The organism is Streptomyces viridifaciens, assembly GCF_001888885.2.
In the GTDB taxonomy this organism is placed as follows: domain Bacteria; phylum Actinomycetota; class Actinomycetes; order Streptomycetales; family Streptomycetaceae; genus Kitasatospora; species Kitasatospora aureofaciens.
Map to the genome: position 1 here is coordinate 252612 of NZ_CP090840.1, position 20160 is coordinate 272771.

Here is a 20160-nt window from a genome sequence, read left to right on the forward strand (position 1 = left end):
GGGCTCTGGTGGCAGGAGCGGGCTCACGGAACTGTAGGGCGCATCGCGGCCGTGATGGCGGCGGCGAGCTGCCGCTGGTGGCCCATCAGGTAGAAGTGGTCGCCGTCGTACCTCTCAAGTCCGCGGAAGTCCGTCGTGAGCCCCCGCCAGGCGACGAGCCGGTCCGCGTCGATCAGCTTGTCGTGCAGGCCCGCGAATGCACTGAGCGGGACGGGCAGCGGCTCGGGGCTGCGGGGCGGAGCCCAGGTGTCCACGAGTTTGAAGTCGCTGCGTAACACCGGGGCGAACTTGTGCCACACATCGTCGTTGTCGAGGAGCTGCGGTGGGCTGCCGCCGCCGCTCCGCAGCCAGGCCCGCAGTTCATCGTCGGCCATCAGGTGAGGGCTGCTGACGGCGCTGGCGTCGCCGAGTGCCGCGCCGAAGGCGGACACTCCCAGCCAGGAGGGGAGCGGTTCCCCCTCGTGGAGGAGTCGGCGGGTGAGCTGGTAGGCGATCAGGGCGCCCATGCTGTGGCCGAAGAACCCGTAGGGCCGGTCGAGCAGTGGTGCGATGGCGGTGTGGAAGTAGTGGACCAGAAGGTCGCAGTCGTCGATCAGCGGCAGGGCCTGGAGGTTGCCGCGGCCGGGGGCCTCCAGGAGGCACAGTTCCCAGTCGTCGGGGAAGTGCTCCGCCCAGCCCCGGTAGAGCAGGTGTGAGCCGCCGGCGTGGTGGAGCAAGAACAGGCGCGCCACCGGGTCGTTCACCGGCCTGGGGCGGATGAGCGGGGAGGCCGGCGTCTCGCGGGTGAGCTGTGAGGTGAGGAAGGCGTGCAGCTCGGCGAGGGTAGTGGCGCCGCTGGCGGCGACGGCGTTCTCCGGGACACCGAACGCGCTCTCCACGCGGGTGGAGATCTCCAGTATCAGCAGCGAGTCGATGTCGAGCTCGTGGGCGAAGTGCGCGTCGTCGGTGACCTCCTCGGGCTCGGTCTCCAGTACGACGGCTATCAGGGCGCGGAGCTCCTCGATGGGCACGCTCGCGGTGGTCATGGGTGTTGTCCTCGTTCCTGCGTAAATGGGCGAGAGGCCGGCGAGGGAGTCAGCAGCAGGGCGGCCGTCGCGTCGTCGCGCGGGCCTCCGGCCGTGGCCAGAACGTTGCCGGTGGCGTCGCCCTCCAGGTAGGCGGCCGCGGCAGCGCACTGCAGGACACCGAGCGCCCCGGACAGCGGGCCCAACTGGGATTCCAGGTCGATCCGGCGTGGGGCTGCGAGCAGACAGCCCGCTCCGGCGGCTTCCGCCTCGTCCGCGAGCCACAGCCCGACAGACCCCTCCTCGGGCACCTCGGCCAACGCCAGCGCCGCGGCGAGGTTTTCGGCCCGTGCGTAGCCGGTGATCGTGGCCCGGGGTCGTGAGCCACGGGAAGCGGCCGCTTCCGCGGGTTCCAGTACGGCCGCGACCGCCGCGTCGGCGGACTGCTGGCCGAAGATCTTCGTCGCCACGTCGCCTGCGGGTTCGACGCCAACGACGACGGCTGCTTCGGCGCGCCCAGCGATGATGAGGTTGCGGGCCCAGGCCACGGCGTCCAGACCACTCGTTGCGCCGTTGCAGATGGTGAGGTTGGGGCCGCGCAGCCGGTAGCGGATGGCCACCCAGCCAGCGATGACGTTGCTTGAGGTCTGGGGCAGGCCCAAGGGGCTGAGACCCATGACGCCTGCCGTGGCGATGGTGTCGGTGGCCTCGCAGACGCTGTCCGCGTTGCCCAGGTTGGTGCTGACCACGACGGCGGTCGAGTCGGCCGTGCCCGTGAACGTGTTGTCGGCGTCGGTCAGACCGGCGTCGTGGAGGGCGAACTCGGCCGCGCGCAGGGCAAGCCGGGACGCGCGGTCCTTGTGGCGCAGCTCGCGTCCAATCAGTCCGGTGGCCGGGTCGAAGCCGCCCTCGCCCGGCAGCGGTCCGAGGAGGTCGCCGTACGTCGCGACTCCGGGCAGCGCCAGGCCGATGCCCGTGACGACGACCTCCCGGGCGTTCGGACCCCTCCTGGTGTTCGTGGCGTTCATCGGGCTGCCTCCACGATCGCGACGGCGTTGATCCCTCCGAAGCCGAATGCGTCGATCTGAGCGATGACCAGTTCGCCGGCGGCCGGGCTGCCCTGCACCAGGCGCAGCCCTGCGGCCTCCGGGATCGGATCGGCCAGGCCCAGGACAGGGGGTACCGTCCGGTTCTTCATGGCGAGCACCGCCACGACGAGGCTGAGCAGTCCCGAGCCGCCCAGGGTGTGTCCGGTCATCGCCTTGATGGCGGTCATCCGCGGGCCCTCCCCCGCGCCCTGGAAGATCTGGCGAAGGACGCTCGCCTCCGTCGTGTCGTTGCGGGGGGTTCCGCTGCCGTGCAGCATCACCAGGTCGATGTCGCTCGCCCGCACCCCTGCTCTGCTGTGGGCGTCGATCACGGCGCGGGTGATGCCGTCGGGGTCGGGCGCGGTGGCGTGGTGGGCGTCGCAGTTCATGGACACACCGCGCACCCGGGCCTGCACGGGCCCGCTCCCGGTGCCCGCGCGCTGGACGACGACGGCCGCCGCGCCCTCCCCCATCAGCATGCCCTTGTGCGTGGCGTCGAAGGGGCGTAGCGCGTCGGGGAGGTCGTTCTGCACCCGGTCGAGCGTGCCGAAGCCGCTCTCGGTGGCGGCGTCGGTGCCCGCGACGACGACCGTGTCGGCCATGCCGGCCTCGATCATGTCGGTGGCCATGCCGAGCGCGTACAGCGAGGCGGAGCAGGCGTTGGCGAAGGTGTACGTGGTGCACGCCCCGAAGGCCGCTTTCAGCGCGGTGCCGAAGTGCAGGTCAGCGAGGGCGACGTCCGCGCCGTCGCGCCACCGCAGTTCGAGGCTGCGCTGCTCGCGCATGGTCGTGCCGACCAGCACGGGCACCTGGGACAGGTCCTCGCCCAGGCCGGCGTCGGCGGCCGCCTGGCGCACGACGGTGGTCAGCCAGCGGGTGGCGCGCCGTGGCAGGTCGCCGCCCTCGGGCCGGTCGTCGATCTCGTAGGCGTACGCCGCCCGGTACTTGTCCGGGTCGAACGCTATCAGGGGCCTGCGGCTCTCCCGGCCCGCGCACAGCGCGGCGAAGATCTCCCCGGGGGTGGCGCCGACGTTGGCGACGGCCGCCATGCCCGTGATGTCCCAGGTCACGGTCGGGTTGCCGCCTTCCTCAGCTCGAAGGCGGCAACCTTGCCGGTCGACGTGGTCGGGAGCTGCTCGAGGAACTCCAGGCGGGCGGGGCGCTTGAAGGCGGCGAGACCGCCACGGATCGCGGCGGTCACCGCGCGCCGCACCACGGCCTCGTCGGCTCCCGGCCGGGCCACCAGGTACGCCACGGCCTGCTCCAGGCCGTCGGCGTCGCGGCCGCCGACCACCACGCAGTCCTGGACTCCGTCGGTACCGCGGACGACGCCCTCGATCTCGCTGGGCACGACCTTGTAGCCGCCCAGGTTGAGCACGTCATCGGCGCGGCACAGATGGGTGAACGTGCCGTCCGGCGCACGGCGCACCACGTCGCCGGTGTAGGCGCCGCCGTCGGCGAAGGTGACCGCCGCGGCCTCCGGCCGGCCGATGTAGCCGAGCGCGACGGTCGGGCCGGCAATGTGCAGCCGGCCCTGCTCCCCGTCGGCGACGGACGTGCCGTCAGCCGCGCGGACGGTCGCGGTGATCCCGGGCACCGGGACCCCGAAGGTCCCCGGCCGGTCCTCCCCGGGCGGAGTGCCGACGACGATGTAGAGGACCTCAGTCGCGCCGAGGCCGTTGAGCAGCTCGGCGTGGAAGGCGGCGCGGATCCGCTCGCTGAGGGGACCGGGCAGGTTCTCGCCCGCCGCCACACACAGCCGCACGGAGTCGACGCTGCCGGGGGCAAGCTCCGTTGCGGCGGCATTCAGCAGCGCCGCGTACAGCCGCGGGACGGAGAACAGCACGGTGGGCCGGTAATGCTGCAGCGCGGCGGTAAGGGAGTGGACGTCGACGGTGCCGCTGATGAGCGCGACGCGAGCGCCGGCGGCCAGGGGACACAGGACGGAGCTGCCGAAGCCGTAGCCGAAGGACATGCGGGCGCTGGACAGCACGGTGTCGTCGGGCGTCAGCGCCAGGACCGTGCCGACGCCGTCGGCTATGGCCGCGATCGCGCCCGCCGAGTGCCGCACCCCCTTGGGCATGCCGGTGCTGCCGGAGGTGTACTGCACGAGCGCCTCGCTCCCCGCCCCCCACGCGGCTGGCGGCCCGGCCACCTCGGGGTGGTACGCGGGGCCGGCCGAGGCCGTCGCCAGGGCGGCGCGGACGTCGGCGCCGGCGAAGCGGGTGGTCGTGGTGAACCACGCCTCCAGGGCGCGCTGGCGCGCGGGAGCTGCGTCCAGGTGCACCATCGCTGCGGCGCAGTCGGCGGCGATGTAGCGGACTTCGTCGTCCGTGAGCACGGGGCTGATCACCACGGGGATGCAGCCGTGCCACCACAGGCCGAGGACGGCGGCCACGGTCGCCACGGAGTCGTCGGCGACCAGGAGGCCGCGGGCGCCGTCGGGTACTCCGGCGGCCCGCAGGGCGCCCGCGTACCCCCGGGCCGCCTCCAGGAGGCCCGCGTAGGTGATCTCCCCCGCCTGGGGGTCGAGGTAGCTGGCCCGGTCGCCCCGGCCCGCGGACACATGGCGTGCCACCAGGTGGTCGATCAGGTCGATCCGCTGGAGGCTCCTCGCCCGCTCGCCAAGCACGGTCACCGCGGCGTCGAGGCTGGTGAAGGCTACCGCTTCCTGGGTGGACAGGGCTCCGAACTCGCGCTCGACGGCGACCACGACCTCGGTCTTCTCCAAGGAGCTCATGCCGAGTTCCTCGTAGAAGTGGGCACCAGGCTCGATGGCGTCCTTGTCCATCTCAAGGACTGACGCCACGATCTCTCGCAGCCTGTCGCGCGCTATGTCGATGTGTTCCACCGGCGGGAGTCCTTTCCGTATCTTCGTAGCCGAGAAGCGGGGTCGGGTTGGGCAGAGAGGACGAGCAGGCGACCTTTTCCCGGGGACTGAACCGTTCACCGCGACGCGATCCGGGCGTGGATCCGGGAAGGGTGGGTGCGTCGGTCCTCAGCGGGTTGGGCGCAGGCGCCCAGGCCCACCTCGCAGGGGAAGGACACCGACACGCCCTGGGGCTCCTCCGTGAAGATGACCCTCTTGCCGAGCGCAGACATAAAGCCGAGCTCGAAGACGGTGCCGCTTCCGACACGACCGCCCGGGTTGCACACGACAACGGCGTCGGCTCGCCGAAACGCGTCCATATGCACGTACTTGTGCCGCCAGGTGTCGCGCGGGTTCTTCAGCAGGTCCTGATAGTCAAAGAGGATGAAGTTGGTGCCCTCGGTCTCCGGTTTGATCCTGGTGCTGCGGGGGCTGAGCACCTCGGTGCCGGTTTCGCGCAGCTGGGCGATGGTGCCCTCGATGTCCCCCAGCGACTGCTGGAAGCTGCCGCAGACGACGGCCGTCCGGAACTCGCGCCGGACCAGGCCTTCCAGCATGTCGGTCGACCCACAGGCGGCCAGGGCCGTGTCCAGGTAAAACCGCTCCAGCTCGGGCCCCACGATGTTGAAGTACAGGCCCGTGTCGACGTAGACGCTGTTGACCAGCGCGGCCGCTTCCGGCTGCGGGAGCCGCTGGAGGACACCGGTGGCGTGCACTCGCGTGGTCTTGTTGTCGATGGCCTCGGCGTACTCCTTGAGCCCGGCGCAGAACTCGCCGACGCGCTCCGCCAGGGCCTCGCCGGCGAGGCCGGCCCCGAACGGAAGCCGCTCCCTCGTGAGCACCTGCAGCCCGCCGCCCCGGGCGCGGTGGACGCTGACGTGTTGCGGGCCGAAGTGGACCAGGATCCTGCCGTCTGACACCACTGTGCTGTTCTCCTTCTTCTCGATCCGTCCGGTTGGGCGCCCTCAGCCGGGGAGCCAGCCGCGGGTGGAACTGCGCTGGGCGCCGCTGCTAATCAACTTCTCCGCGCAGAGCGCTGAGGTATTTCTCGGCGAATTCTTCTTTCCTGTCGCCGTTGTATTGCGTGATGAAGCGCGGGTGCTCCAAGGGCACGATCTTCTTGAAGTACCCCTGGTCGTCGTTCAGCGCCGAGAGGAATTTAAAGTTCCCGCTGCTGCCGATGCAGTAGCACACCGAAGTGTCGGTCCCGAATGCCAACTGGCGCTCCAGGGCGTCCACGAGGAAGGCCCGCAGGCACTCCACCAGCGTCTTGCTCTCGTAGTAGTTGCAGTTGACCTCCCTTCCCTGGGGATTCGCTCTCACCAGGCCGAGCGGGCACACGAAGCTCATGACGAAGTCGGCGTAGAACCGTGTCCGGCCCCCGTAGCGCGCGATGACGTCGTGCAGGAACCCGGCAGAGGGCCGGCTCACCGCATAGCCGTCGGCGATGTCGACTCCCGTGTCGCTTTCCAGGAGCTTCGCGTCCTCGAACGGCACCCCGGTCACGGCCGTGCCCCGGCGGGCGGGCGAGCTGCCCAGGACCAGCCGGCGGGGCTTGTCGTCGTCGTAGTACCTGCGGTAGAACGCGGTCGTCACCTCGCGGACGCGCTCCTTCTGGTGGCCGCTGAAAGGGTTGACAACCCTGAACCCGGGGGGCAGTTCGAGCGTCGTGCCCGCCAGTACGTCGTTGAACTGCAGGATGCGGTCGGCAACCGTCGTTCGCCCGTTCATTGCAGAAGCCCTTCCTTCACACTGCCCCTCCAGGCCGCCCGGCCGCCCCTGCCCTCCGCCGTCCTTCCCGCGGCTCCGACGGGGCGTCGCGACCGCGGCCGGCCGGGCGGGTGGAGGCGTCAGACGGCGACCGCCGACAGGTAGATCTCGGTACTTGTGGGGAGCATTCGAACGTCTTTGAATCCAGCGCACTCGAGGTCCGCGCCTATCAGATCCGCCGTTTCCATTCCACGGTAGAGGTCGACGAATTCAGTTCCGGGAATGATCAGCCCCGGCACGACGCAGCCTCGCCGAGTATACAGAAACCCGTTGGCCACGGAGAGGATAATCACCGCGCCGGGCTTCATTACTCTGTGCGCTTCCCGGGCCGCTGCGGACGTGTCGAAGAATGACGAGTTGTACGTCCTCAAGGACACATACAGATCAAAACTGTCGTCTGGCAGGGCGGACAGATCCTCAGCGCTGGAGACGACGGTTCTCGAATGGGGAATGCGTCCACTTATGTTGGCGAGGCCACTTTCCGCGATATCAGCGAAGGTGATTCGTGGGCAGTCGGAGAACAGGGCCGCTGCTTCTTGGCCAGCGCCGACGCCGACGTTGAGGACACTGACCGCGGACAGGGGCCGTGTGGACGTCCTCCTGTACACCGACATGAAATCGTCGGCCCACCCTGCGTTGGCGGTGCGGGCGTCGAACGCGTAGTCGTAGGTGCCGTACTTCGCGTCGAACGCGGCGGCCAGTGCGTCGCCTACGGCGCGATCCGCGTCCTTGTACTCGGCTCCGTACCTTTGGGAGATGAGAGAGGCGAGCGCCGCCCTCCCCCGGTGCGCGTTGACGTCGTCCTTGGTCAGCGCGAACCCCATGGACAACAGCTTGGCGGTGACGGCTTCGCTGATCCGGTGGGTGGAGTAGTGGGGGTTGCACTCGATGCTCTGCCCGCTCGCCGTGTAAAGGTCTCGGTTCTGGTGCAGGATCTGGCGCTGGAGGTCGTCGGGGAACCGGAGTACGTGGCCTCGCTCGGTGACGGGATCGCCGCTGAGGTAGGTCGTCAGCGCGGGGTCCGGCAGGCCGATGTACACCCTGTCGATCCGCACGTCCGCCAGGAGCTCTGCCAGTTCGAACGACCGGTTAGCCGACAGGGAGTTGACCGTCAGATAGACGCTCTGGGCGCTGGATGTTCCGAGCTCTTGCATCCTGCCCCGCAGGGTGCGGTACCAGGATGTGTCGGGTACTTCGCCCTCGAAGGCGGAGCAGATCAGCTCGTTGCTTTCGGAAACGAGCGCCACGCCGACCCGCAGACCTGACTGCGGCGCCCTCTGTGCGACCCCGATGACGTGTTCCATCCAACGGGTACTGTTCGGGCTCATCTGAATCTCCGTTCCTCACCTTGCGCGGTACGCACGGGGGCGTCACCGCTCCTCGGGGACGTGGGCAGGCCGGCTCGGTCCGGGCATACATGGCACGGACGCCGTAGCCCCCGCGGCGGTTGGCCGGCACCCGGGGCGCTCACGGGGAACAAGCACACAGCAGATCGGCCCCTGGCGGGAGGCACGTTCGGGGGGCACTTTTCGGTGCGGGCGATCTCCGGGCGGGCGGGCCCGGCCGGGCTGGGCGTCCACCCTTGCTCCCTCCTCTTCGGGCAGCACCCATAGCCGGTTCGAGCGGCCGGAGCCATCGGACGCCCCCTGAGCGGGGCGACGAGGCGGGCCGTCCGGACATGCGAACTCGTGCACACCGCACTACAAAACAGCGCATATGACGCGAACTGACCCTGGGTTCGGGTCTGCGCCGCTTCGCGCTGCGGTCGTCCCAGTGAAACCGGCACGCTGCCCGTCCGGGCAGGGGGCGGAGGGTACGGACACGTTCATCGTGTTCATGATCAAAAAGGGTCGCGATGGTGGCCAGCGGACGTATGTACGGAGACCGGCCTGTTACCAAGCCGCGGCCGGCCGGTCGTCCCCGCATCACGACAACTGCTCTGCTGGACCATTGGCCTTCTCGGACTGCGCGCCGTCTCCCAGATATCGGCACGCAAGCTGGATCCGATCCACTACCTTCTGGGGCAGACGATCTGACGCACCGGCAGGAGCTTGCGACGTGACCCAACAAACGAGCGAGCCCCGGATCACGGGGGCTGCTGTTCTCCTGTTCGAGGCCCGGGAAGCCGGGGAGATGCCGCGCATCGGCTGGCGCTACGACGGTGTTCCCTTAGGCGCGACCGAGATCATCGCCGACCAGGGCGACAGCACCGCCGTCATAGGACCCGCCCTGGCCGCGATGGAAGGCGTGAACCCCGAACACACCGCCATGCTGTGCGTCCTGCACGACCTGTCCGACCCCCGCACCGTGGCCGCCGACCAGGTCGCCGCCGCACACCCGAACGTCCAAGACGTCGTACTCGGCGCGATCGCCGAATTCGAGGACGACGACGCCCCCGACGCCAGATGCGCCCACGACGCGGACAAGCTCGACTGCTACCTGCAGGGCCTGCGCCTGCTGCGCCAGAGGCACCGGGTGGAAGGCAGGATCCGGCGCTGCCGCGAGGCGCTCAGGGCCGCTTCCGCGCGGCGCATGGCGGACGCCGACGAGACCATAGACCCGGCGCAGTGGGCAGCACGACCTGCTCCGCGTCCCGGCCACGCGCTGAGCCCGCCCCGGCGCCGTCCGCCAGCGATCATGAACGCGATGAACACGCGCGCGGCCCCGACCCCCTACCATCGGCCCAGCACTGGCCGATTGACTGGTGCACACCGGACCGCCCCGTCTCTTACGCCACTTGGCACCCAGCTCCCGGAGCGCGCATGAGTCCCACCGAGACCGATACCGCGGCGGTCGATGCCGTCGTCCTGACCATGAACGACCGCCCCGAGCAGGCGGCGGCACTACAGTCCCTCCTCGCACAGGAGGGCGTCGACCTGCGCGTGATCGTGGTCGGCAACGGCGTCCAGCCCGAGCATGTCCCCGCCGGCGTGACGACCCTGGCGCTGCCCCAGAACGTGGGCATCCCCGAGGGCCGCAACATCGGCGCCCAAGCGCTGGCAAACGCCGACGGCGGCGGCGAGTTCGTGTTCTTCTTCGACAACGACGCCCACCTGCCCGCCCCCGACACCCTGGCCCGCCTCGTGGCAGAGGCCCGCCGGCACCCCGAGGCCGCCTGGGTCCAGCCCCGGATCGCCGACCCCGACACCGGGCAGACCGTCCGCCGCTGGGTGCCCCGGCTGCGCACCGCCGACCCCGACCGGCCCGGCACCGTCGCGGCGATGGCCGAAGGCGTCCTCCTCGTCCGCCGCCAGGCGTTCGAGGAGGTCGGAGGATGGCCCGGGCACTTCTTCCTCTACCACGAGGGGTTTGACCTGGCGTTGCGGTGCTGGAACGCGGGCCTGACGGGCTACTACGCGCCGCAGGTGGTCGTCCACCACCCCGCCAGCGACCCCGCCCGCCACGCCCTCTACCAGCGCCTGGTCGCCCGCAACCGGGTCTGGGTCGCCTACCGGCGCTTGCCCGTGCCTCTGGTCCCCGTCTACATCGCCACCTGGGTCGCCATCACCGTCCTGCGGGCCCGGCACGCTCCGCGCTCGCTGCTCCCGTGGTTCTCCGGCCTGTGGGAGGGACTCCGCGGCGGCCACGGCGAGCGGAGCCCGATCTCCTGGGCCACCGCGTGGCGCCTGACCCTGGCCGGACGCCCCCCAGTGATCTGACCGCGCCCCCCGGCTCCTGCGCCGTTCCCGACGTCCCGTCAAACGGGTTGTGCGGAATGCGGTGTGCTGCATTCTCAGAGTCGCGGACCGTGAGTGCGCCGCGGCGCTAGCGTGGACACCACCGGCCGGGTCCGTCGGTGGCGCGACCACCAGGGGCGGACAGTGGCGACACCCAGAACACCGAACCAGCAGTTGGCCGACGTGATGGCAGCGGCCGATTTCACCCTCGAAGGACTGGCCCGCGCCACCAGAGCAGTGGCGGCCGAGTGCGGAGTCCGGCTGGCCACGTCCCGCTCGGCCGTCCACGCCTGGGTAAGCTCCGGCGCCGTCCCCGTGGGCAACACCCCCGCCTACGTCGCCGAGGCGCTGTCCAGAAGGCTCCGGCGGCCCGTCACGGTCGCCGAGATCGGGTTGGGCGAGGACACAAGCACCGACTTCATGCTCCTGGGCCTCTCGGCCGCCGCAATCGAAACCGGAAGGCTTCTCGTGCACGACCGCCGCGATTTTCTCGCCCTCGGCTTCTCCGCCGCGGCCCTCCTGGCCCCGCTGGCCCCGGGCCCCCGCACAGCCGCGGCACTGCCCGCCGTCGGCCGTGGCCGCAGGATCGGCAGCGGCGAGACCATGGCGGTGCGCCAGTTCACCGCTACCTTCCGTGCCTCCGACGAGCTCCTGGGCGGCGGGCACGGCCTCAGCGTCGCCGGGACCTTGCTGAGCGACGTCGTCGCCCCCATGCTGCACGGCACCTACGCCGACGACCGCGCCCGCGCCGACGCCTTCGCCGCCGCCGCCGACCTCGCCACCCTCATCGGCTTCAAGTGCCACGACGCCGGACGTGAAGGCGCAGCCCAACACCACTACAGGCTCGCCGTCCGCCTCGCCCGCGAAGCCGACCCCGACGACCGCACCGGACAGGCCGCCTGGGGCATGCGGGCCCTCGTCCACCAGGCCCTCGACCTCGGCCACCCCACAGGCACCGTCGACCTCGCCGAAGCCGCCCTCGCCCGCACCCGCGGCCGCGTCGACAAGCGAACCGAGGCCCTGCTGCTCATCACCGCCGCCCGCGCCCACGGCGCCAGCGGCAACCCGAGTGCCGCCTCGGCCCTGATCGACACTGCCCGGGAGGCGGCCCGCACCGGAACCGACGCACTGCCCTCCTACGCGGCCGCTGTCGGCCCCACCGACGCAGTCGTCGCCTCCCACACCGGCCGCACCCTGACCGAGATGGGCCACCACGCCGCCGCAGAGCGCCACTACCGCGCCGCCCTGACTGACCGCACCGACCACGCCTACCGCCGAACCCGCGCGCTGACCCTCGCCAACATCGCCCGCGCGGTCGCAGCCCAGGACCGCCACGAAGAGGCCGTCGACCTCCTCACCCGCTGCCTCGACCTGGTGGACGGCGTGGCCTCCCACCGCGCCCGCCGCGAACTCGCCGGCATGCAACCGCAGCTGGCGATGTACGCGCGGCGCGGTATCCGCGGTGCCGCCGACGCCGCACACCGCGTCACCCGCCTGGCCGCAGCCTCGTAGAGCGGGCCGACCACTGCGGGAACGGTCTCCTGCAAGAGCGAACGGTCAGATGGCCGATGGCAGTTCGGTACGAACCCGGTGGACGACCTCGCGCACCCCGGGCTCGTCCCGCCACCGGCCGAGCCGGCCCACCACGTCGTGCAGGTAGGCATGGGCACGGGGAGAGCGGACCCCGCCCAGGATGTCCACCGCACGGTGAGCGTCCGCGAGCGCCTGTTCGAGGTCCCCGTCGATCAGGTGGACGCCGGCCAGTACGGCCCGCCGGATGCCGACCGCCCGGGTGAAGCGCTGCACCGGCATCGCCCCCGCCCGCTCGGCCCACACCATCGCCGCCCGGGTCCGGCCCAAGTCCCGATGCACCTCGACCGCGTCGGTGGCCATCCGCCCGGGGGTCATGTACGAGATCCACCCGGGGTCGTGAGATCCGGGCCGGAGCCCCGACAGCAGGCTCTCGCACAGGGCCAGGGCCGCTCCCGCACCGGCCCCGTCGCCCTGCTTGGCCAGGGCCCGGGCCTCGGCCAGCTTGCAGAACGCCAGAACCCTGGGGGCCGCGTGCCCGCGGCCACGGGCATAGGCAGCGGACGCCATCTCCGCGGCCTGCGCGCACCGGCCGGCCAGATACCCGGAGAGGGACATCGTCGCCAGGACGTAGCAGCCCATCTCCACGTCGCCTGCCGCGCGAGCCATCCGCAACGCCTGGATCAGCAGCCGGTCGGAGGCGGCGCGGTCCCCGGCGTCCATCGCGGCCCAGCCGGCCACCCTGGACAGTTCGGCCAGCGCCGTGTGCAGGGCCTGTCCCGTCGAAGCCGAGTAGGCGCCGTCGAGGAGCGGCCCGGCTCCCCGCAGGCAGTCCATGACCTGGCTGCGGCGCCAGTGACCGCCCCCGAAGCGGGAGTCGGCGACCTGCGCCTCTGCGGCCGCCGTCCACAGGCGCTCGACGTCCGCCGGACCGACGCGCACCGTTCCGGCGCGGGCGGCCGGCTCGTCGGCCGGGTCGGCTAGCCAGCGGAAGGCCGGCGTGGTGAAGGACGCTCCCGCCGTCAGCAACAGGTCGCGACGGTCCACATTTCTCCAGCAGTTCACGGCGCCCGCAAGGGCGGCCTCGCGGTCATGGGGGAAATCCAACCCGGTGTCCTTCCCCGAAACCGGCGGGATGCCCCAACCAGCATCCGAAAAGGTGACGGTCCGGCCCAGTAGGTTGCCGAGCACCTCGACGATGCACTCCTGCGCCGCATGCCGCGGTGTCGCGCCGCGCAGCCACGCGGCGACGTGGGTATGGGTGTACGCCGTCCGCCGCCCACTCGCCTGTGTCGCAGCGTTGATGCGACGGGCAAGCTCCCGATGCGACACCCCGCACGCTTCTACCAGTGCGGCCAGGCGCACGTTCGGTCCCCTCACATGACCGGTCACGGGGCAACCGCGATCAGGTAGGCGTCGAGTTCGCAGTAGCTGTCGTACTCCGGCCCGCGGCTGGCGCAGCTGCCGGTCACGAGCTCGCTACTGCCAAGGTTCTGCACCCGGAACACGGCGAGCTGGTCGAAGGGCGGGTACTGGTCGGTGTCGGTCACGGGATGCTCCAGGTCGGGGGCGAAGTCGCGGCTCGGTGCGGCGCAGCGGGCATCAGGACCCCAGGTCCGTGAGCGGCGGCACGCCGCAGCAGAGCAAAGGTGTCGGTCAGCGGGTGGGCTCGGTTGCTGCGATCGTCGAAGTCGCCCGAAGCGCCTGTGCTGTAGGCGATGAGGCCGGTGCCTGGGTCCGCATGAGCACGCCGTCGAGGTCGAGCAGGACCTGGGAGCCAAGCAGCGGACTGCGCGCCGGGATGACCCCCAGCGACAGCGAGGTGGTCTCGACCAGATCGGCGAGCAACGCGAGCTGGCCGGTGTGGGCCTCGACGGTGCTCAGGCTCGCCAGGAAGCTGGCGTTGATCAGTACCCCCGTAGTTGCCGGGCCGGGCTGGCGGATGCGCTCCAGGAACGCGACTGCCCGGGCGGCGGCGACCCGGCCGAGCCACTCCCGTTGACGCCACTGCAGCTCCTGCGCGGACCTCCCCGGTCGAGCAGGACGCTGCGCAGCAACGCGCACCGCTCGCACGGCGCTCCGGTCACATCCGGGATCGAGCCCCGCCCGGGCGGTGGTGCTGCGAGCCCGCGGGCCATCCGGTCCTTGACGGAGGCCTTGCTCTGGTGGAGGAAGTCGCGCATCCCCGGGGTGAGGACGGGCAGGTCCTGCACCAGGACGGCGGCGATCTGGATCCGCGCCGCCTTGGCTTCGGCGAGGTGGTAGCGGTGCGCCGCTCCCGGACCGGAGTCGATGAAGTCGGTGAGCTCGGCGGTACGACCGGTGAGGCCGGCCAGCCACTCGCCGGCCTCGCGCTCGCTCGCACCGTAGTGCTGCGCGAGTGCCTGCCGGTAGCCGTTCTCCAGAGCCTCGCACAGTGCCGTGGTCCGCCCCGACTCGAGGTCATGGGTGTCGTAGGGCAGGGTGAGGGCGTCGATCCTGTCGGCGTCTGGGGGGCGAGTGGCACGCAAATGGTCGAGATGCAGGCCAAGTACTCGTTCCAGAGCACCGGGGGCGCGCGGTTCGGGGACGGCGTCGCTGGGCAAGGATCGGCTCTCCTGGGAGCGGGCTCGCGGTTTCGGCGAGGGTGGCTGGTGGACGGGGCGTAGTTGGTGTTGAGGAGACCGTGAGCGGTCTTCAGCACCAACCTCCGGTTCCGGAGGCGAGTCGCTGTTGATGGGGGCGGATCGCCGCGCCGATGAGACAGGATCTGCGCTGGCACGTGCGCTGCCATGCAGCCCAGCACGTGCGGTGCTCGGGCAGCTCTCGCAGGGTCGCGCCGAGGACTCTGGCTGCGGCAAGCTGCCCCGTCTAGTTCGGCAAGGTGTCCGGCGCACCAGGCTGGCTGATGGTCAGGCGTGAGTGGTGCAGGTCTGCGGGTTACAGCGCGGCGATGCCCGAAGATGGCACCTCAGTGATTGGCTGTCGGGCGGGGTCGGCGAAGCCGAGATCCCGGGCGGCCTCGCTTGCGGCCCGTACCTCGGTGGCGTCGGTCTGGCCGGCGGTCAGCTCCAGCGCCTGCTCCACGGTCGCCAGCAAGCGCACCGGCGCGGGTCCGGCCGACGCCAGGGCGGCGAGCCTGGTGACCGCGCCGACGAGCCGGGCCTGGTCGCCGCGATGGCCCAGCTCGCGGGCATGGTGGACGTGCGCCATGACGGTGGACGCGCAGGCGCGCCTGAGCCCAGCGGACGGGTGGTCGTCCTCGCCGGGCAGCAGGGGCCCGCCAGGCAGGTGCACGTCGCCGGTAGCCGGGTCGAAATAGAGCAGCACCCTGCCGTCCGGCACGAACAGCCAACCGCGCGCCTCGCGGACCTGGCCCGTGAACGGGCGCCCGGCCGACGTCCAGGCCGCAAGCCGGCGAACGTCGGCCTGATCGAGGACTCGGTGGCGGTCCAGGACCCCGGGCATTCGCGCGATCCCGTCCACCAGCTCGCTGGTACGCCCCTCCACGCGGGCGTGCAGTGCGGCCAGGACGCGGCGGGCCTCGGCGGGGGTCTGAGTTCGCAGTTCGCCTGGGGTGAGGAATCGCAGGCCGCCGATCAAGCCGTCGTCGGCGGTCAGCGTGGCGACCTGGGAGGCGGTGAGCGTCCCGTCGTAGAGGTGCACCACCCGGTGCTGCTCGGCTTCGCCGGGTGCGGTTCCTGGCCCCAGCCAGTCCACTGCGATCAGCGGTCCGGCGTCCAGGCCAACCAGGGAGGTGGCGGCCTGCGCGGCGCGGGTGGCGGCCGCGGCCGGGCTCTCGCCGACCAGCGGGCATCCGGTGGGCAGGCTCGTGACGTCACCGGTCGGGCCGGTCTGGGTGTGCACCAGCACACGGTGGTGGCGGTCGGTGAGCAGCAGGGCGGCGTGGAGCGCAACGCCGGCTTGCCTGGGGACGGTGTGGGTGGTGGCGGTCATGGGTGCGCTTCTCCTTCGTGGTTTGGTTGGGCGCCGTAAGCTGGGTTCGGCGACGATGGCGGTGGCCTGGGGTCGGGTGGTGGCGCCGACGGTGCGCAGGGTCCGCTGGACGTGCGTGCGGGCAGTGGAGGTCGCGATGATTGGACCGGGTGAACGACCCGGTGGTGGCTTTCAAGACCGGGGCGGGTTCGGTTCCGGCGGCCGGCTCGGGGCCGGGGCCGCAGGCGCGGCGGCGGGTGCATGTGCGGGATTGGTCACGGGCTACCCCCGGGCCGGGTGCTCACCTGGGGCCGGCCGAGGTGGATGATGCCGCCGAACTCGGTCACTGTCGGCCGGCGCGCGCTGCCGGCTAGAGCGAGCGGATCGGTTGCTGGTGCGATCGGTCCCGGCGGGCCGAGCATGGGATGGGTCATGAGCGCTTCGGTGATCTCCGTGCTGGAGCGCGCCAGACCCCACATGCTCTGGGTGCGTTCGGCCATCAGGCCGTTGACGCTCCAGCGCAGGTGATCGTCGTCGATGGCCCACTGCGAGAAGGCGAGCATGCTGCCCGCGGGCAGCTGGGAGACCATTCGTTTGAGCAGGTCGGCGAGGTCAACCAGCGGCGCGGTATGCGCAGCCGAGACCAGGAGCACGCACACCGGCCGGATCGGATTGAGGTGGCGGGTCAGCACACGGTGGTGAAGCACGTCCGGTGTCAGGAATGGTGCTCTGAAGACCGGAGTGAGGTCATTTGCGTCCAGCATGGTCTTGACCCAGGCCCAACCGGTCAGGTCGTTTTCCACGGAGACGACCAGCGCGTCGGGGTCCAGGTATTGCGCGGTCTCGTAGAGGTAGGGCCGACGGGGGATGCCGGTGCCGAGGTCGACGAACTGGCGGATCCCCATGCCGACGGCACCCCGCACGACCGCCTGCTTGAACGCGGCCGCATTGCGGGCCGCGTCCCCCACCCCGCCCACGATCGCCTCAAGCTCCTCAGCGAGCCACTTGTCAGCCGAGAAGTTGTTACTGCCGCCGGCGAGGTAGTCCACCATTCGCAGCCCATTGGGCGTGCTGAACTTGAAATCCTCGCCGGGCCGAACGTAGGGGTCTGCGCTCATCGGACAGCCTCGGGGCGTCGCTCGCCGGACCGGCCAAGCCGGTGCTGGCGGATGGACCTCGCGCTCGCGGCTGAGCCGACGAGCGGGATGCGGCTGGCCGGGTCGGTCAGCAGCAGTTCCGCCGCCCGTTCCGGCCTGTGTGGGCCGCTGGGCGGGGTCGGACTGTCGGTCACGCGCTTCCCTTCGGTGACACCGACACCTCGCCAGCGCGATAGTCGGCGAGGGTGAGGGCCGGGAAGCTGGGCCGGATGCGGTCCAGGGTCAGCAGGCCGGTGGTGATCGCGGCGTAGCCGGCCTGCCCCGGGGTCCGGACGCCGAGATCCCGGGGGCGCCAGTACGCGGTGACGGTGTGCTCGGTGATGGCCGACGCGGTCTGGTCGGCGGTGTGCCCGCCGACAGCGAGAACGAGCGCTTCGGTGGGGCGCACCGTGGGGCGCCAGGGCAGGATCTGCCCGATCTGGAGCTGGTCGGCGCTGAGCAGTCGGTGGGCGGCGACGAGGGCACCGACCTGGACCAGGGTCGCGGCGACGACCAGGCAGCACGCCCGGTCGTCGGCGTCCTTGATGTCCGCGGTGCTCAGCCCCGTGGCGGCGAGGCGGGCCCGGCGTCCGCCGGGCAGGATCGCGTACCGCAGAAGCGCCAGCTCTGCGGCGTCGAGCAGCGGCGCGGGCGGCATCACGGCCGCCGGCGCCGCCTCGGTCAGGGTGCTCATGCGGCTACCGCGGCGGCGTCCTGGTCGGTGCGCGGACTGCGCTGGCCGGGCAGCGTGACTCCCTTGCCCGTGCGGGGGAGGCCGGACAGCCGGACGGCGGCTCCGACCAGGGCGAGCAGCGGGAAGCCCTGCAGCGTGTTGCCGAGCGGACGCTTGTTCGCGGCGTCCCACATCTCAGTGAACACGCCGTGCGGGGTGCGCAGCGCGAGGAGCTCGTCGAACAGGGCGTGGGCGTTGTCGATGCGGCCGATGTAGGCGAGCGCCTCGACGAAGTGGAAGCTGCAGGCGAGGAACGCGCCTTCGTCGTCGGTGAGTCCGTCGACCCGTCCGGTCGGGTCCGGCAGGTAGCGGCGGATGAGCCCGGCGGGGTCGGTGAGTTCTCGCTGGATGGCGTCGATCGTGGTGATCAGCCGCTTGTCGTCCGGGGGCAGGAAGGCACTGGTTGCCATCAGCAGCACGGCGGCGTCCAGGTCGCGGCCGCCGTAGTACTGGGTGAACGCCTGGGCGTGAGGGTTGTAGGCGTTCTGGAGGATGTCTTCCTTGATGGTGTCCCGCTCGGTTGCCCAGCGGGCGATGGTCGCCGGGTCGGTGACCTCGGCTCCGGTGGCCGAGCGGTCCTGGGCCCACTCGACCAGCAGGTGAAGGCCCTGCCAGCACAGCAGCGCGCTGTGGGTGAAGCGCCGTGCGGGTCCGCGGACCTCCCAGATCCCGGCGTCGGGCCGGCGCCAGACACGCATGATCTCCGCGCCGAGCGCGACCATGAGGGCGTCGACGCCGGCGTCGACGGGCAGTCCCGCGCGCTCGGCCGCTACCAGCGCCTCGATGACCTCGCCGTAGACGTCGTTCTGTGTCTGGGTGGCGGCCGCGTTGCCGGCCCGCACCGGGCGGGAGCCCTCGTAGCCGGGCAGCCAGTCCAGTTCCCGCTCCGTCAGCGTCCGGGAGCCGTCGAGCCGGTACATGATCGCCAGGTTCTGCACGTCCCCGGCGACGGCGCGCAGCAGCCAGCGCCGCCACCTCGCCGCCTCCCTCAGCAGGCCCAGCTGGACCAGGGCGCGGATCGTCAGCGCGCTGTCCCGCAGCCAGCACGCCTCGTAGTCCCAGTTCCGCTCGCCGCCGATCGCCTCGGGAAGGCTGCGGGTCAGCGCCGCGGAGACCGCGCCGGTGAGGCGGATCGTCAGGGCCCGCAGCAGGATGGCGGTGCGCCGGACGGGTTCCTGGTAGGGGCCGGTGTAGGTGAGTTCGGCGGTCCACTCCTGCCAGTCGCGGCGGGTCGTGTACAGGTCGGTGTCTGCGTGCGGGCCGTCGCCGGGTGCCGGGTCGCCGATGGTCAGGGTCAGCGCCGTCCGCGCACCTTCGGCGGCGGTGAAGGCGGCGGTCCAGCGGCCGAAGGCGTCGAGGGTGTGGTCGGGGCCGTCGAGGAGGAGGGTGACGGGTCCCGCGGACAGTTGCAGCGTGCGCCGGCCATCGGGTCGCCTCAGGATCTCGGGATGGCCGGGCAGCCGTCCGTCCTCGAAGCGGGGCTGGAAGACGGAGTGCATCTCGACGGTGCCGGTGACGCCTTCGACGATCTGGTGCAGGCGGCTGGGGGCGCCGGCGTGGGGCTGCGGCGGCATGAAGGTGATGATCCGGACCGTGCCGTGCGGGGCGTCCCATTCCTGGGTGAGGATCAGGTTGTCGCCGTCCCAGCCGCTTCGGTCGGCCCGGCCTGCACCGGCCGGACCGAGGCTCCATTGCCCGTGCCGGTGGTCGCCCAGCAGCCGGGCGAAGTGCAGGCTGCCGCCGATCTCGTGGGCGCCGTACTCGACGACACCGCTCGTGCTCAGCAGGACGGCGGCCTTGTTGTCGCTCAGGGGGACGAGTTCCTCCAGCGGGGTGCTCGGCATGGCGACAGGCGGGGCGAAGGTGGTGGTCTGCACGGTGTGGCTGTTCCGTTTCGGTCTGGGTGGGTGGGTGCGGCGCAGGGCCGGGAAGGCATGGCGACGGCCGGGGCCGCCGGGGGGAAAGCGTGGGGCCGGGTCGCGGCGGGTCGGGATGCCCGTTCGCGCTCGCCTGCTCCAGGCGGCTCTGGATCCGGCGGGCGTCACGGGGGTTGCCGCTGTAGACCGCCAGCGCGGTGCGCAGTAGTTCGTCGACCTGGTCCGGGGGGCCGGCGGCTGCGGCCGTGTCCGCGCGCCACTCCAGGAGCAGGGCTTGCCAGGCGCGAGAGCCTGCGGCGCCACCGGATGGCCGAGTCCACCAGGTGCGGGATCCGCTCCACCCCGAAGGCCATTCGCAACGCTCGGATGGTGCTGCCGACCTGGTTTTTCGTCAGTCCGTGCTGGCGAGCGACGGCCGCTGCGGTCAGGCCGCGCGCGAGCGGCAGCAGCAGCGCCGCCTCGGACGCGGGCAGCACGATGGTGTGGCCGCAGGAGCACGGCTCGCCGGCCGCCGCCTCCACCGGAGCATCGGCGGCCGACCCGCCAGCGGTCTCCGGGCCC

General features: G+C 71.5%; 17 protein-coding genes. 3 read left to right on the plus strand and 14 right to left on the minus strand.

Going from position 1 to position 20160, the window contains the following annotated elements; genetic code table 11:
• Window positions 1-23: 23 nt before the first annotated feature.
• From BOQ63_RS01010 to BOQ63_RS01040, 7 genes are all read right to left on the minus strand, one after another.
• Window positions 24-1025: a thioesterase domain-containing protein gene (locus BOQ63_RS01010; RefSeq protein WP_072653067.1), complete on the minus strand. Its 1002-nt coding sequence runs from the start codon at window positions 1023-1025 to the stop codon at window positions 24-26.
• Window positions 1022-2032 (minus strand): beta-ketoacyl synthase N-terminal-like domain-containing protein, encoded by a 1011-nt coding sequence (locus BOQ63_RS01015; protein WP_072653068.1) that lies wholly within the window; start codon window positions 2030-2032, stop codon window positions 1022-1024. Before BOQ63_RS01015 ends, BOQ63_RS01010 begins: the two co-directional genes overlap by 4 nt.
• Window positions 2029-3162, minus strand: a complete 1134-nt coding sequence (locus tag BOQ63_RS01020) for a beta-ketoacyl synthase N-terminal-like domain-containing protein (protein ID WP_072653069.1) — start codon at window positions 3160-3162, stop codon at window positions 2029-2031. Before BOQ63_RS01020 ends, BOQ63_RS01015 begins: the two co-directional genes overlap by 4 nt.
• Window positions 3159-4943: an AMP-binding protein gene (locus tag BOQ63_RS01025; RefSeq protein ID WP_454129537.1), complete on the minus strand. Its 1785-nt coding sequence runs from the start codon at window positions 4941-4943 to the stop codon at window positions 3159-3161. Before BOQ63_RS01025 ends, BOQ63_RS01020 begins: the two co-directional genes overlap by 4 nt.
• 95 nt (window positions 4944-5038) lie before the next feature.
• On the minus strand, window positions 5039-5881 hold the full coding sequence (locus BOQ63_RS01030; protein ID WP_143174575.1) for a nucleoside 2-deoxyribosyltransferase: 843 nt from the start codon (window positions 5879-5881) through the stop codon (window positions 5039-5041).
• 91 nt (window positions 5882-5972) lie between these two features.
• On the minus strand, window positions 5973-6692 hold the full coding sequence (locus BOQ63_RS01035) for a uracil-DNA glycosylase family protein (RefSeq protein WP_072653072.1): 720 nt from the start codon (window positions 6690-6692) through the stop codon (window positions 5973-5975).
• A gap of 119 nt (window positions 6693-6811) precedes the next feature.
• Window positions 6812-8035 carry a class I SAM-dependent methyltransferase gene (locus BOQ63_RS01040; RefSeq protein WP_072653073.1) on the minus strand — a complete coding sequence of 408 codons (1224 nt, stop codon included), beginning with the start codon at window positions 8033-8035 and terminating at the stop codon, window positions 6812-6814.
• Window positions 8036-8789: 754 nt separating this feature from the next.
• On the opposite strand from BOQ63_RS01040, the gene BOQ63_RS01045 reads away from it, so the two are divergent.
• The 3 genes from BOQ63_RS01045 (at window position 8790) to BOQ63_RS01055 (ending at window position 11920) form a co-directional block, all read left to right on the plus strand.
• Window positions 8790-9497, plus strand: a complete 708-nt coding sequence (locus BOQ63_RS01045; protein ID WP_072653074.1) for a hypothetical protein — start codon at window positions 8790-8792, stop codon at window positions 9495-9497.
• Window positions 9494-10390 (plus strand): glycosyltransferase family 2 protein, encoded by an 897-nt coding sequence (locus tag BOQ63_RS01050; RefSeq protein WP_072653075.1) that lies wholly within the window; start codon window positions 9494-9496, stop codon window positions 10388-10390. Before BOQ63_RS01045 ends, BOQ63_RS01050 begins: the two co-directional genes overlap by 4 nt.
• Window positions 10391-10552: 162 nt before the next feature.
• Complete coding sequence (locus BOQ63_RS01055) at window positions 10553-11920, plus strand: NsdA family TPR-like regulatory protein (RefSeq protein ID WP_072653801.1); 1368 nt, start codon at window positions 10553-10555, stop codon at window positions 11918-11920.
• A gap of 45 nt (window positions 11921-11965) precedes the next feature.
• Here BOQ63_RS01055 and BOQ63_RS01060 read toward each other — a convergent pair whose 3' ends face one another.
• From BOQ63_RS01060 to BOQ63_RS01090, 7 genes are all read right to left on the minus strand, one after another.
• Window positions 11966-13330, minus strand: a complete 1365-nt coding sequence (locus tag BOQ63_RS01060; RefSeq protein ID WP_072653076.1) for an NsdA family TPR-like regulatory protein — start codon at window positions 13328-13330, stop codon at window positions 11966-11968.
• On the minus strand, window positions 13327-13488 hold the full coding sequence (locus tag BOQ63_RS01065; protein ID WP_167395619.1) for a hypothetical protein: 162 nt from the start codon (window positions 13486-13488) through the stop codon (window positions 13327-13329). The genes BOQ63_RS01060 and BOQ63_RS01065 overlap by 4 nt, the downstream gene beginning before the upstream one ends.
• 357 nt (window positions 13489-13845) lie before the next feature.
• Window positions 13846-14523, minus strand: coding sequence for a hypothetical protein (locus tag BOQ63_RS01070; protein WP_143174578.1), 678 nt, complete (start codon window positions 14521-14523; stop codon window positions 13846-13848).
• A gap of 334 nt (window positions 14524-14857) precedes the next feature.
• Window positions 14858-15874, minus strand: a complete 1017-nt coding sequence (locus BOQ63_RS01075) for an NUDIX domain-containing protein (protein ID WP_072653079.1) — start codon at window positions 15872-15874, stop codon at window positions 14858-14860.
• Window positions 15875-16128: 254 nt separating this feature from the next.
• Entirely contained in the window at window positions 16129-16971 is an 843-nt protein-coding gene (locus BOQ63_RS01080) for an SAM-dependent methyltransferase (protein WP_079183320.1), read from the minus strand.
• Window positions 16972-17140: 169 nt separating this feature from the next.
• Window positions 17141-17683, minus strand: coding sequence for a hypothetical protein (locus tag BOQ63_RS01085; protein WP_072653081.1), 543 nt, complete (start codon window positions 17681-17683; stop codon window positions 17141-17143).
• Window positions 17680-19599 carry a glycoside hydrolase family 15 protein gene (locus BOQ63_RS01090; protein ID WP_072653082.1) on the minus strand — a complete coding sequence of 640 codons (1920 nt, stop codon included), beginning with the start codon at window positions 19597-19599 and terminating at the stop codon, window positions 17680-17682. The genes BOQ63_RS01085 and BOQ63_RS01090 overlap by 4 nt, the downstream gene beginning before the upstream one ends.
• Window positions 19600-20160: the final 561 nt, after the last annotated feature.